The organism is Winogradskya humida, assembly GCF_016862215.1.
GTDB lineage: Bacteria > Actinomycetota > Actinomycetes > Mycobacteriales > Micromonosporaceae > Actinoplanes > Actinoplanes humidus.
Window position 1 is genome coordinate 73526 of sequence record NZ_BOMN01000033.1, and the last position, 12820, is coordinate 86345.

At 68.9% G+C, this 12820-nt stretch carries 13 protein-coding genes and 1 pseudogene; 10 read left to right on the forward strand and 4 right to left on the reverse strand.

Annotated features, from left to right (window positions below; translation table 11 throughout):
* Positions 1-39 precede the first annotated feature (39 nt).
* The 7 genes from Ahu01nite_RS14600 (at position 40) to Ahu01nite_RS14630 (ending at position 6617) form a co-directional block, all read left to right on the forward strand.
* Entirely contained in the window at positions 40-1080 is a 1041-nt protein-coding gene (locus Ahu01nite_RS14600) for a glycosyltransferase family 2 protein (protein WP_203837048.1), read from the forward strand.
* Positions 1077-1565, forward strand: coding sequence for a GNAT family N-acetyltransferase (locus tag Ahu01nite_RS14605; protein ID WP_203837049.1), 489 nt, complete (start codon positions 1077-1079; stop codon positions 1563-1565). Before Ahu01nite_RS14600 ends, Ahu01nite_RS14605 begins: the two co-directional genes overlap by 4 nt.
* Positions 1562-2602: a pseudaminic acid synthase gene (gene pseI / locus Ahu01nite_RS14610; protein WP_203837050.1), complete on the forward strand. Its 1041-nt coding sequence runs from the start codon at positions 1562-1564 to the stop codon at positions 2600-2602. The genes Ahu01nite_RS14605 and pseI overlap by 4 nt, the downstream gene beginning before the upstream one ends.
* 18 nt (positions 2603-2620) lie before the next feature.
* Complete coding sequence (locus Ahu01nite_RS14615; protein ID WP_203837051.1) at positions 2621-4201, forward strand: hypothetical protein; 1581 nt, start codon at positions 2621-2623, stop codon at positions 4199-4201.
* Positions 4198-5145, forward strand: a complete 948-nt coding sequence (locus Ahu01nite_RS14620) for a hypothetical protein (protein ID WP_203837052.1) — start codon at positions 4198-4200, stop codon at positions 5143-5145. The genes Ahu01nite_RS14615 and Ahu01nite_RS14620 overlap by 4 nt, the downstream gene beginning before the upstream one ends.
* Complete coding sequence (locus Ahu01nite_RS14625; protein WP_203837053.1) at positions 5142-6152, forward strand: hypothetical protein; 1011 nt, start codon at positions 5142-5144, stop codon at positions 6150-6152. Before Ahu01nite_RS14620 ends, Ahu01nite_RS14625 begins: the two co-directional genes overlap by 4 nt.
* 105 nt (positions 6153-6257) lie before the next feature.
* Positions 6258-6617, forward strand: a complete 360-nt coding sequence (locus tag Ahu01nite_RS14630; protein WP_203837054.1) for a VOC family protein — start codon at positions 6258-6260, stop codon at positions 6615-6617.
* A 52-nt stretch (positions 6618-6669) separates the two neighbouring features.
* Here Ahu01nite_RS14630 and Ahu01nite_RS14635 read toward each other — a convergent pair whose 3' ends face one another.
* Complete coding sequence (locus tag Ahu01nite_RS14635) at positions 6670-7434, reverse strand: helix-turn-helix transcriptional regulator (protein ID WP_203837055.1); 765 nt, start codon at positions 7432-7434, stop codon at positions 6670-6672.
* Between the two features lie 61 nt (positions 7435-7495).
* Here Ahu01nite_RS14635 and Ahu01nite_RS14640 point away from each other — a divergent pair, with 61 nt between their 5' ends.
* Both Ahu01nite_RS14640 and crcB read left to right on the forward strand, forming a co-directional pair.
* Positions 7496-7858 (forward strand): fluoride efflux transporter FluC, encoded by a 363-nt coding sequence (locus Ahu01nite_RS14640; protein ID WP_203837056.1) that lies wholly within the window; start codon positions 7496-7498, stop codon positions 7856-7858.
* Positions 7855-8202 carry a fluoride efflux transporter CrcB gene (gene crcB / locus Ahu01nite_RS14645; RefSeq protein WP_203837057.1) on the forward strand — a complete coding sequence of 116 codons (348 nt, stop codon included), beginning with the start codon at positions 7855-7857 and terminating at the stop codon, positions 8200-8202. Before Ahu01nite_RS14640 ends, crcB begins: the two co-directional genes overlap by 4 nt.
* Here crcB and Ahu01nite_RS14650 read toward each other — a convergent pair.
* Positions 8193-9002 carry an NAD(P)H-binding protein gene (locus Ahu01nite_RS14650; RefSeq protein ID WP_203837058.1) on the reverse strand — a complete coding sequence of 270 codons (810 nt, stop codon included), beginning with the start codon at positions 9000-9002 and terminating at the stop codon, positions 8193-8195. The two genes, crcB and Ahu01nite_RS14650, sit on opposite strands and share 10 nt — an antisense overlap.
* An 86-nt stretch (positions 9003-9088) precedes the next feature.
* Here Ahu01nite_RS14650 and Ahu01nite_RS14655 point away from each other — a divergent pair, with 86 nt between their 5' ends.
* A complete protein-coding gene (locus Ahu01nite_RS14655) occupies positions 9089-9439 on the forward strand; it encodes a winged helix-turn-helix transcriptional regulator (protein WP_203837059.1) in 351 nt (116 codons plus the stop codon).
* A gap of 450 nt (positions 9440-9889) precedes the next feature.
* On the opposite strand, the pseudogene Ahu01nite_RS14660 reads toward Ahu01nite_RS14655, so the two are convergent.
* Positions 9890-10201: pseudogene (locus tag Ahu01nite_RS14660) on the reverse strand (transposase); the annotation flags it as partial.
* 151 nt (positions 10202-10352) lie between these two features.
* Complete coding sequence (locus Ahu01nite_RS14665; protein WP_239158843.1) at positions 10353-12542, reverse strand: putative bifunctional diguanylate cyclase/phosphodiesterase; 2190 nt, start codon at positions 12540-12542, stop codon at positions 10353-10355.
* Positions 12543-12820 lie beyond the last annotated feature (278 nt).

Consider the following 12820-nt stretch of genomic DNA (forward strand, 5'->3'; position numbering starts at 1 on the left):
TTTCGGCTTTGGTCACCCAAGGGGTCGAACGTGAGCGGAATGAATTCCTTGCTGCTGACGGTCGTCGTCCCGGTGTACGCGGTGGAGGGCTACCTCTATCAGTGCCTGGAGTCGATCAGGGCGGGTCTGACCGCCGAGGAATCGGCGTCGGTCGAGGTCATCGCCGTCGACGACGCCTCGCCGGACGGCTGCGGGGAGATGCTCGACGGCTATGCGGCCCGCCACGGTGACCTGCGGGTGGTGCATCTGAGTCACAACGTGGGCCTGGGGCTGGCCCGCAACGCCGGCCTGGCCGAGGCGCGCGGGGAGTACGTCTGGTTCGTGGACAGCGACGACTGGCTGCCGGCCGGTTCGGTGCGGGCCGTGCTGCAGCAGCTGCGTACCGGGCCTGACCTGCTGCTCATCGATCATCTGCGGGTGCAGGAGAACGGCCGGCTGGAGCGTGACGCGAGCAGCGGCGCACTGAAGGACCCCTCGCTGGCGAGCCTGATCAAGCTGCAGCACACCGCCTGGAACAGGATCGTGCGGCGCGGCCTGCTGGAGGAGCTGAACCTGCGCTTCCTGCCCGGTTGGTACGAGGACGTCCCGTTCAGCAACCCGGTTCTGATCGCCGCTGACCGGGTCGCCGTGCTCGACCGGGTCTGTTACCACTACCGCGTCGGCCGGCTGGGCGCGATCACCGCGACCCGCAGCGAGCGGCATTTCGAGGCGTTCGAGCAGTACGACCGGATGCTCGCGTGGACCGCCGAGCGCGATCTCGAGCCGTGGCTACGACACGCGTTGTTCACCTTGATGGTCAACCACTTGTTGGTCGTCCTCGGTAACGACGGTCGTGTTCACCCGAGGCAGCGCCGCGCCTTCTTCAAGCGCCTGGCAGCGCACTACCGCCGCTATCTACCTGCGGACTACCCGGGTCACCCGGGGATCAAGCACAAGCTCGTGCAAGCGCGCAGTTACGCTGCGTACGCGACCATGCGGCAGGCGTACCGGGTGGTCAAGCGCAACCCCGAGCCGTCACCTGCGGTTCAGCCTGTCCTCGCCTCCGCGCCACAACCGGCTCAAACGGTGACCATACGTTGACGCCCGTGCTTCGCCCCGCCAGTGACTCCGACCGCGACATCGTGCTCTCCTGGCGTAACCACCCGGACGTGCGCGCTGTCAGCCTGACCACCCACGAGATCCTCCCGGAGGAGCACGCGAAGTGGTGGGAAGCGGCAACCGCGGACCCGCAACGGCACATCATGATCTTCGCGGAAGAGACCCGGGACTGCGGCGTCGTCATCTTCGACCTGCGCGAGGATCCGCCCAGCTGGAGTTTCTACCTCGACGTCGAGGGCCTGGACGGCAAGCTGCTGCCGGCCTGGATGCGGCTGGAACAGGCGGCGGTCGAGTACGCCTTCGGTGAGCTGGGCCTGACCCGGCTCGGCGGCGAGACGCTCGCCGCGAACAAGCAGGTCATCGCCCTGCACCGGCGCTTCGGTTTCCTGGAGAAGCGCCGCTACGAACGGCTGATCGACGGCATGCCACAGACCGTGGTGTGGACCGAGAGAGGGACTGACCAGTGATCGTCAACGACGTGGAGATCGGCGCCGGCAAGCGGCCCTACATCGTGGCCGAGATGTCCGGCAACCACAACGGCTCGCTCGACCGGGCGCTCGCCCTGGTCGACGTGGCCGCGGAGGCCGGCGCCCACGCCATCAAGATCCAGACCTACACGGCCGACACCATGACCGTGGACGTCAAGCACCCGCGCTTCCAGCTGTCCCAGGGCCACGAGCTGTGGGGCGGCGAGTACCTCTACGACCTGTACGAGCGGGCGCACACCCCGTGGGCGTGGCACGAGCCGATCTTCGAGCGGGCCCGCGAGCGCGGCCTGACGCCGTTCTCCAGCCCGTTCGACCGGACCGCGGTCGAGCTCCTGGAGAAGCTCGACGCCCCGATGTACAAGATCGCGTCCTCGGAGATCACCGACCTGCCGCTGATCCGGCTCTGCGCGAGCACCGGCAAGCCTCTGATCATCTCGACGGGCATGGCGAGCGTGCAGGAGATCGCCGCCGCTGTCGACGCTGCCCGGGGTGCCGGTGCGCAGGAGATCGTGGTGCTCTCGTGCACCGCCTCCTACCCCGCCCCGCCGGAATACACCAACCTGCGCCGCATCCCCGTGCTCGCCGAGGCGTTCCGGGTGCCGATCGGGCTCAGCGACCACACGATGGGCATCGGCGTGCCGATCGCCAGCGTCGCGTTCGGGGCATGCCTGATCGAGAAGCACCTCACGCTCGACCGCGCGGACGGCGGCGTCGACTCGGCGTTCTCGCTGAATCCGCAGGAGCTCGCGGCGCTGGTCGTCGAGTCCGAGCGGGCCTGGCAGGGCCTGGGCACCACCGCGATCGGCCCGACCGAGGCCGAGAAGGAGGGGCTGCGGTTCCGCCGGTCCCTCTACGTGGTGACCGACGTGCGCGCCGGTGACCCGGTCACCGAGGAGAACGTGCGCTCGATCCGCCCCACCGGGGGACTCGCCCCCGACGCCATCGGCCTCGTGCTGGGCCGCACCTTCACGCAGGACGCGGCCAAGGGCACGCCGCTTTCCTGGGAACTGATCTGAGAGGCACGGACAAACACGGTGTGGCTGAAGGCGAACAGCAAGGAACTCCAGGTCTTCCTGGAGTCGGCGACGGTGTACTGGGAGAAGAACCTCCCGCATCCGGCTGACGATGCCGTGATCGTGGTGGAGATGTTCCACCAGGACATCCGGGTGAACCTGCGCAACCTGGTGTTTGCGAACGCGCTCCGGCGGCTGCACCCGGCGCGGATGGTGGTGCTGACCGGCGTCGAGGACGCGTGGATGAGGACGCTGTGGAGCGGCTTCGACGTCGAGATCGTCCGTAAGGTCAGTGACGCGTTCGCCGGCTCCGAGGTCATCGACGTCTGGGAGCAGGTGCGCCGCTCGACGACGCCGGCCCGCGACGACGAGACCATCGTCGCCTACACCGACGCGACCTACTGCCGGCTCGCCAAGCTGCCGCGGCTACCGCAGGGATACCAGTCCCGGCCGGACTACCAGCAGCGCCACGCGTACGCGACCCGCCTGCACGACATCTACCAGGAGCTCTTCCAGCGCAACGTCGTCGCCCTGGTCACCAGTCACGTCGACTACGACCAGTGGGGTCTCGCCGCGGAGGCCGCCCGGCAGGCCCGCGTACCGATCATCCACACCCAGCAGACCGGGTGCATGAAGGCGTACGGCCTGTTCCCGGAGCACGACAGCGGCACCGGCACGTTCCGCGAGGAGCTGACCCGGCAGATCGGCGAGGTCTTCGAGAGCAAGGTCTGGAGCCGCCGCGAGAAGCTGCGCTCCACCGCCGAGCTGGTCGCCTGGCGCGCCAAGGTCAACCTGGGCCGGCCGAGCTGGTGGCGCGGCGGCGTCACCGCGTCCGTCGACCTCAACAACCCGGCCGAGCGGGCGCGGCTGCGCACCCACGTGGTCGACCGGCTGGGCTTCGACGCCACCAAGCCGATCATCACGGTCTACAACCACGCGGTCTCCGACGCGCTCGGCACCAACCGCGAGCTGTTCCCGAGCCTCGCCGACTGGTTCGCCGACACCGCGGCGTACGCGGCCGAGCACCCCGAGGCGCAGTGGCTCTTCCTGGACCACCCGAGCCAGGCGCTCTACGACTCCACGAGCTTCTTCGACTCGGTCGCCGCGCAGTACAAGAAGGTCAGGCACATGGCGTTCCGGCCCAGCGCGACGCTGAGCAAGAACGCGCTGTGGAGCCTCACCGACCTCGGCGTCACGGTGCGTGGCAGTGTCAGCAACGAGCTGCCCGCGTACGGCATCCCGGTCATCCAGGCCGGCTGGTCGGAGTGGAGCTCGTGCGGGCTGTCGATCGTCGTCGACGACCAGGACGCGTACTGGAAGACCCTCGAGCAGAGCATCACCGCCATCCGCGCCGGTGAGGAGCTCGTCACCGAGGAGCAGGTGCGTCGCGCGCGGCTCTGGCTGTGGCTCTACCGCAGCGGCACCGACGTCGTCACCCCGCTCGTCCCGCAGTGGGAGGTGTGGCCGGCCGACATCCTGCTCAAGACCATGCGGGCGACGTTCCGGCACATCGAGGCCGACGCCGACCCCATGTACGACTCGGTCGAGCGGATGTGGACCCGGCGCGAGCCGATGCTCACCCGGACGGACTTCGGCGCATGATCGGCCGCTGGTTCGCCACCGACTACGACGAGCCGGTGCGCTTCATCGAGGGCCTGCCGATCGAGGTGAGCAGCGGAAGTGAACTCGGCATCGTCGACCAGGTGGTGCGGGGCAACGCGATCGTGGGACGGGTCACCGGGGATTTCGGGGCTGTCGGGCTGAAGGTGCGTAGTCCGGGCGTACCCACCAGGGTCTCGGTTGTGGTCCATCTCGACGAGCTGGGCACGCGCTGGTGGTCCGACCGGGTGCGCCCGCCGCGGCACGCCCCCGAACTGCCCCGGCTGGTGCTGGTGCGCGCTCAGGGCGAGATGCGTGGGGCGGCGTTACTCGCCCGGCGGCAGGGCCTGCGCAGTGCGGGCGGTGCGAAGGTCACGGTCGAGTTCGACCTCACCGCCGAGGAGCTCGACGAGGACGGCCTGCTCATGATCGAGCTGGCCGAACCCCCGCGACCCGAGTGGATGTCCGGCCGCGTGGCCGCGCGTTCCGCTCTCGGCCTGCGCATCGACAAGATTTATGTACGCCCGGAGCCGACCACGACCGCACCAGCGCCGTCTCCCTATGCCACGGGTTGCGACCTCGCACTCCTGGCATCGGACGGGCCGGAGCAGTTCCGCCTGGAAGTCAGCCCCGTGACACCGGCGCCGCCGCTCCCGCGTTCACCCACGCACAAGTGGAGTCGCCGCAAGCCGGCCCGCGCCGGGTTCAAGGCACTCCGGATCGCCCGCCGCGCCGGCACCCGCGTCGCCGCCGAGGTGGTCAAGTCCCGCCCCACCGACAACTTCGGGGTGCGTGCGACCGACCTGCTGACGGGCGTACCCGTCGAACTGAAGGTCGTGTCCCGCGGAGCCGGAAGCGTCACGCTGCGCCGAGGTGCCGCCCAAGGTCCGATCCTGCTCGGCCTGGAACAGCCGGACCGCGGCCTGTCGTGCCGGATCGTCCCGTGATCCACCGCCCGGTCCTCGGCGCGAACGCCGAGGACAACCGCCGCGTGCTGCAGGACGTCCTGGACACCGTGCCGGCCGGCAAACTCGAGCTGCCGCCCGGCACGCACACCATCGCCGACGGCCTGCGGGTGCCCGGCGGCTGGACGATCCGCGGCTCGGAGGTCGCCGGCGCGAACGGCGGCCCGCCCGGCACCTGGCTGGTCTCGGCCGGCCTGACCGGGCACCCCGTCCTGCACATCGTCGGCTCGGACGTCGCGGTCAGCGACCTCGGCCTGCGCCCGCCGCCGGCCGACCCGGGCGAGCACGGCGGCGACCGCGGCACGGCCATCACCGTCGGCGACTATCTCTACGCCGCGCCCCCCGACTGGATCACGCACGTCGACCTGCGCCGCGTACACGTCGAACGTCTGGGTGAGAAACACGCCAACTGCATCGCGCTGATGGGCGCGGTCAGCGACATCACCCTGCACGACATCACCATCCGCGGCGGCTACACCGGCGTGGCCGTGCACTGGGGAGCCGTCGGCGCGGACGTCGCCTCGATCGTGGGCCCGACCTACCACCCGCACCGGCTCGCGATCACGGACCTGCGGGTCAGCGACGCGCTCGAAGGCTTCTACCTCAGCTCGGTGCACGACGTCCGCGTCGACGGCGCCTGCCTGACCGACGTCGAGATGGGCTTCCGCCTGCTCCCCGGTGACAACACCGACCGCTTCGTCACCTCCGACCTCGTCGGCTCCCGCATCGACATCTCCGACGTCTGCGTCACCTGGAACGGCCCCCGCTACGCGATCCGCGTCGCCGGCTGGGGCCGCAGCGAGATCGACGGCGAGGTCAGCGTCCTCACCTACCGCGACACCGCGATCCGCAACTGCACCCTCCGCGGCGCCGGCACCGGCGACGCCTGGTCCCCGATCCTCGTCGAACGCGCCGCCGGCGTGGAGATCGACCAGATCACGCTCACGACCGCGGGCTCCGAGGACTGCTGCCGGCTCCACTCCCGCTGAACACCGGCAGGGGATTGCTGCCGGCTCCACCTCGCTGAAACACCGACAGGGGGCTGTCGCGGCTACCGACGAGGGTGGGTTTCTCCCCACCTCAAGGAGTACGCCATGTCCGCGATCAACAAGGTCGACTGGTTCCAGATCGGCGCCGCCGAGTCCGCCGAGGCCGAACGTTTCTACAGTGAGGTCTTCGGCTGGACCTTCTCCGGCGACGATGACACCCCCGGTTACCGGCTGGCGACCACGCCCGGTCAGGCCGGCCCGAGCGGCGGCCTGACCGCGAGCCCGTCGAGCCATGCCATCTTCTTCATCAACGTCCCCGACACCGCGGAAGCCTGCCACCGGGCCGAGGCCGCCGGTGCAAAGGTGCTGGTGGCGCCCCAGGACGGCGGTGGCGGCCTGATCTTCGCCCACCTGCTCGACCCCTCCGGCAACCTCATCGGCATCTACACCCCGGCAGACCATTAGGGCGCACCTGAGGGATCACGGCGAGCCTGCGGCGAGGTCCCTCAGATGGACCCTAGGCCAGGCTCAGGGCATCCATCGGCTCGCCCGGGACCTGGAGGTCGCCGAACTCCAGGTGGCGCTGCGGCGGCTCCTCGGCGGTGACGGTGACGGCGGCGATCCGGTCGGTGCGGAACACCCGCACCGACTGGCGCAGCCGGCACCAAGCCACCAGATACCAGCTCGCGGGAAAACCCACGAAGACCAGCGGCTCGATCTCGCGCACGGTCGTCGCGCCGGCCTTGTCGGCATAGTGGATGCGAAGCACCCGGCGTAACGACAGCGCGTCGGCGACCAACCGGGGCATGCCGTTCTGGGGCTGGCCCGCGTTCTGGGGCTGGCCCGCGTTCTGGGGCTGGCCCGAGCTCTGGGGCTGGCCCGCGCTTTCGGGCCGGCCCGCCAGCAGCACCCGGCTGGCCAGATCCTGGGCCCGGGCGACGTCCGCAGGACGCATGGAGTTGACCAGCTTGCGCAGCGCGGCCGCAGCGGCGGCGTGGAACGGCGAGCCGGTCAGCTGCTGTAGCGCGACGGCCATGGCCACCGCTTCGTCGGGCCGGAAATTGACCGGCGGCAACGTGTGCGCCCGATCGAGGCAGTAACCCCCGGTCCTGCCCGGCTCGGCCCAGATCGGGGTGCCGGACTGCTGGAGAGCGGAGATATCGCGCTCGACGGTCCGGACGCTGATCTCGAAACGGCCAGCGAGCCATCGCGCACTGCGCGGGCGCGGGGCGACAGCACGTAACTCCTCGACGAGCGCATAGAGGCGGTCGGTGCGATTCACCTACCGAACGCTAGACCGGGGGTACGACACTCTGCCGACGCCGGCAGGCTAGCTTGATCAGGTGCGGAACGTTCCAGTCGTCGTGGCGGTCGCCGCGGGCGGGGTTCTCGGGGCGCTCGCTCGATACGGCCTGTCCACGCTGTGGCCGTCCGTGTGGACGGTCTGGGCCATCAACGTCACCGGCTGCTTCCTGATCGGTGTCCTGACCGTCCTGATCACCCGGCGCCGCCCGGAGTCCCGGTTGATCCGCCCGTTCTGGACCACCGGCGTCCTCGGCGGTTACACCACGTTCTCGACGGCGAGCGTCGACGTAGTGCGCGCAGCGCCCGCCACGGCTCTGGCCCTGCTCGGCGCGACCATCGTCAGCGCGCTGATCGCCGTCTGGCTCGGCACAGCACTGGCTGAGCGGATGGTCGCCCGATGACCGTCCTCTTTGTTGCCCTGGGTGCCGCCGTCGGCGCCGCGCTGCGCTACCTCACCGGGCGATGGGTCAAATCGGACAGCTTCCCGTGGCCGACGCTCACGGTCAACCTTGCCGGATCGCTGCTCCTCGGCTTCCTTGTCGGCCTCCCGGTCGCCCCCTGGCTCGCGGCACTGCTCGGCACCGGCTTCTGCGGAGCGCTGACGACGTACTCAACCTTCAGCCTGGAAACCTTGCAACTGGCCCGCGGCGGTCGGCGACTCCGGGCCGCCGCGTACGTCATCATCAGCCTCCTGGCGGGTCTCGGCGCTGCCTACCTGGGCATTCTCATCGCCGATCATCGGTAGGCCCGCACATTGCCGGCTGCCCACTGCGCGAACGTGCGGGGTGAGCGGCCGAGGATCTGCTCGACGTGCGGGCTGATCAGTTGCTCGGCCGGGGTGGGCGTGCCGAGGATGTCCAGCGTCCCCTCGACCACGGGCGGGGGCATGAAGGCCGACATCTGCGCGTACGCCTCATCGCGCGTCTGCTCCACGAACGTGACCGGCTCACCCAGCACAACCCCGATGTCCCCGGCCCGCTGCCGTGGCGTGCTCAGCTCCGGCCCGGTGAGCTCGTAGACCCGCTCGCCGTGCCCGCCCGTCCGCAGCACCAGATCGGCGACCGCGGCGATGTCCGCGGGATCGATCACCGGCAGCCCGACATCCCCGAACGGCGCAGCGACCGTCCGGCTCTTCCGGATCGGCTCCACCCAGGCGTATGCGTTGGAAGCGAACCCACCCGGCCGCAGAATCGTCCACCCGAGCCCGGACCCCCGCACAGCATCCTCGAGTCTCCGCAGCGGCGCATGCGACACGGATTCAGGCCGCGTGCCGGCAGCCTGCGACGAGAGCAACACGACCCGCTCGATACCGCCGTCCTTCGCCACTCCGAGGATCGCCTGTGGATCCAGGTGAGCCCCAGCCCCCGAAACCAGCAGGAACAACGCCTCAGCACCCTCCACCACCGGCCGCAACGTCTCCGGCCGCGAAAGATCCGCGCGCACCTCACCATTCCGCGACACCGGAACAACCTTTTCCCCGGCCTCGGTCAACGCCCGCACCAGCACCCGGCCGACGTTCCCGGTAGCCCCCGTAATCACAAACATGGCAATCTCCCTCACACTCCGTCGAGTTCGAGGGACGCTAACATCGTGCGGATACTAGGTACCTAGAAGAAAGCGACTATCCCGCCGTGGCCGATCCCGTGCAAACCTGCCCCATCACCCCCGTGGTCGACCTGGTCTTCAGCCGCTGGACCACCCCGATCCTCTGGACCCTCAACGAACACGGCCGCCAGCGCTTCGTCGAACTGGCCGCCCACATCGGAACCATCACGCCCAAGGTCCTGACCCAACGCCTCCGCCAACTCGAACGCGACGGCCTCGTCACCCGCACCTACCACCCCGAAGTCCCACCCCGGGTCGAATACGAAATCACGGCCCTCGGCCGCAGCCTCGCCCCGTTGTTCCACCACCTGGCAGCCTGGGGCGAAAACAACCTCCCCAAGGTCGACGAGGCCCGCACCACCTACGACGGCCGTTGACCCTTCGGGGCATCCGCGGGCTGCCGTCGGCGGCGATCCCGAAGTCCGGGACGAGCTCAACGAGTAACAATGAGTAATCAGCGGCAGCATGTACATCTCATGCTGAGACATGTCTGGCCCCCGTTTGACGGCCAGCGCCGCAGAAGATTGCGCCAGCACGGTTTTCGGCGCAACGTTCAACCCTGCACCGTCGCATCGGTAGTGGACCTGTTACCGACCGCTCCAGGCGTTCAGTGACCGGGCGTTACGGTCGCGAGCGGGGCCGAGCCGGTATTGAGTCTTTCTGTTCCTAACACGATCTCTGGGTGGTCCAGTTGATCAGTCGGCGCCAGCAGATCAGGACGCAGGCAAGGCTGACAAAGCCGTCGTGGATGTCGAGGCGGCGTTCCCACCTGCTGTAGGCCTTGTCGGCCAGCAGGGCATCGAAGCGGCGTCGTGGCCGGCCACGCCGTCCATCGCCGCGCGGGTCCAGTCGATCCGGTTCGCCGCGTTCAATCTGGTAAGCAGGAGTTGATGGACCTGATCGAACACGTCGGCTTCAGTCCAGCGCTGCAACCGGCGCCAGCAGGTCATCCTCGAACCGAACCCGAGCTCCTGCGGCAGATCTTCCCAGCCGATCCCGGTATGCAACACGAACAAGATGCCCTCCAAGCACAACCGATCCGGAACCGGCCTCGGCCCTGGAGCCTTCGCCGGCCACGGCGGTAGCAGCGGTTCGATCAGCTCCCACAGGCCGTCATCAACAATCCACGCCTTGCTCATACCTGGCCGAACGAGACTGATCTTCACATCGTCGAGCTGATCAACATCGATTTAGCAGATCGTGTTAGGAAATTTTTGACTCATTTGCTGAGGGTTCAGCGCAACATTCATCCCGGCCTCGCGGCCACCAGGAAACTCCTGACTCAGGAAGCTAGGAGGAGGCGCCGGTCGGGAAGAGGAGTTCGTCCGTGGCGATGTCGGTGAGGGGTTCGGCGAAGTAGTAGCCCTGGCCTAGTTCGCAGTTGCCGTCGGTGAGTTCGGTGAGCTGGAATTTGTCCTCGATGCCCTCGGCGATCGTGGAGAGGCTCAGGGCGCGGCCGAGCTGGATGATGCCCATGGTCAGGGCGGCGGCGGTGGGTTCGTCGCCGACGTCGTCGACGAAGCTCTTGTCGATTTTGATGATGTCGACGGGGAAGCGGCGCAGGTAGGCGAGGGACGAGTAGCCCGTGCCGAAGTCGTCGATGGCGAGGCGTACGCCCAGTTTCTTGATCTGTTCGAGCTGGTGCAGGGTGGAGTCGCGGTGATCGACGAGCAGGGATTCGGTCAGTTCGATGATGAGGGAGGTGGCCGGGAGGCCGCTGTTGGCGAGGGCTGAGGCGACGACCGCGGGGAGGTTGGGCTGGTCGAGCTGGACCGCGGAGAGGTTGACGCTGACGCTGAGCGGGTGCTGGCTGTCGCGGCGGGCGTTCCAGGTCGCGGCCTGGCGGCAGGCTTCGCGCAGGACCCATTCGCCGATCGGGACGATCATGCCGGTTTCCTCGGCGAGTGGGATGAAGTCGAGCGGGGGGATCACGCCGCGTTCGGGGTGCTGCCAGCGGATGAGCGCTTCGAGGCCGGTGATCTCGCCGGTTCGCAGGTGGACGATGGGCTGGTAGCGCAGTTCGAACTCGTGGCGGACGACCGCGCGGCGCAGGTCGGCCTCCAGTTGCAGGCCGGCCTGGAATGTTGCCTGCAATTCGGGTTCGAAGATCTCGTAGCGGTCCTTGCCCTGCTTCTTCGCGTGGTACATGGCCAGGTCGGCGCGGACCATCAGCTCTTCCGGGCCGGAGGTCACGCTGTAGGCGACGCCGATGCTGCAGCTGATGAACGTTTCCTTGCCGGCCAGGTCGAAGGGCTGCCGGAGGGATTCGAGGACGCGCTTCGCGACGGGTACGGCCTCCTCGATCCCGGCGCCGTTGGGCAGCAGCACGGCGAACTCGTCGCCGCCGAGGCGGGCGGCGGTGTCGCCGGAGCGCAGGCAGGCCTGGATGCGTTCGGCGACGCCGCGCAGCAGCAGGTCGCCGGCGGCGTGCCCGAGGGAGTCGTTGACCACCTTGAAGCGGTCGAGGTCGACGAAGAGGACCGCGACCCCGGTCGACGTGGCGAAAGCGCGCTCCATCCGGGTGAGGAACAGTGCGCGGCTGGCCAGCCCGGTCAGGGAGTCGTGGAACGCCTGGTTCATCGCCTCCAGGGTCTGCACGTCGGTGAGCGCCAGGCTGACGTGCTCCGCGAAGGCGCGCAGGACCTCCTGGGCGGCCTTGTCCCACTGGCGCGGGCCCTCGTACGTGCCGACGGTCAGCGCGCCGACGACCTCGCCGTTCTCGTGCACGGGTACGGCCATGACGGCCTTGAGGTGGGAGCGGACCACGTCGGGGATGGCGATGGGGGAGCCCGCGTAGTCCTCGACCATGACCAGTTCGTCGCCCATGACGGCGAGTCCGGCCGCACCCGCGGACGGCAGCGGTACGCGTTGCATACGGGTCAGGATGTCCGGGGCGAAGCCGACGCTGGACACCATGCTGCCGACCGAGCGGTCGTCGCGTTCGAGCAGGTTGAGCGAGGACATCTCGACGTTGAGCAGCTCGGCCGCGCCGGCGGTGATCGAATCGAGGATCTGGTCGAGCGGCGCGCGGCGGGCGATGAGCCGCTGGACCCGCGTGAGGTGGTCGAAGAGTCGCTGGTGTTCCTGGAGCGAGCCGACCAGCCGGACGTTCTCCTGGGCGCGCCGGCGTTCGGCGGCGGTGACGTGCAGTGCCTGCAGGCTGAGTTCGAGCACCCGGGCCATGCCGCGCAGCAGGCAGATCTCCTGGTCGGTGAACTCGGCGCCGCGACGGCCGAGCAGGAGCCGGCCGGGGGCGGGGCCACCGATCGGGGCGGAGGCGATCGCGTAGTCGTCTCCGACGAAGTCGCCGGGGTCGGGTTGCCCGACCGAGGCGACCATCTCTCCGTCGATCACCAGCGCGGCGATCTGCGCGTCGAGGGCACGCGCAGCGCACTCCACGGCGGCGTGTTGCGCCGCTGGTCCGTCCGGCCGGTCAGCAACGGCGGAGAGGAAGTCCGTCAGCTGCTGCGTTGCGAGCATGCCCATGACCTCGACTAACGGTCCGCGAGGGCGGGAGTTGAGCAAAAGCGGCGTGACCGTTTGGTCATGGCGACCGGTCCCGTCCGGTCCGGGGCGGTCCGCGACGGGCCTCGAACGCCCGAACTCACAGCGCGGAGCTAACCGACCTCACAGCCTCGGGCACTACTTGGGCGGTATTTTCGGGCAAACGGGCATGACCTTCATCCTGGTTCGTCACCCGATGGCACGATAAAGGGCGGACCGGAGCGGTTGCCAAACGGGCAGAGACAGGCCGAATC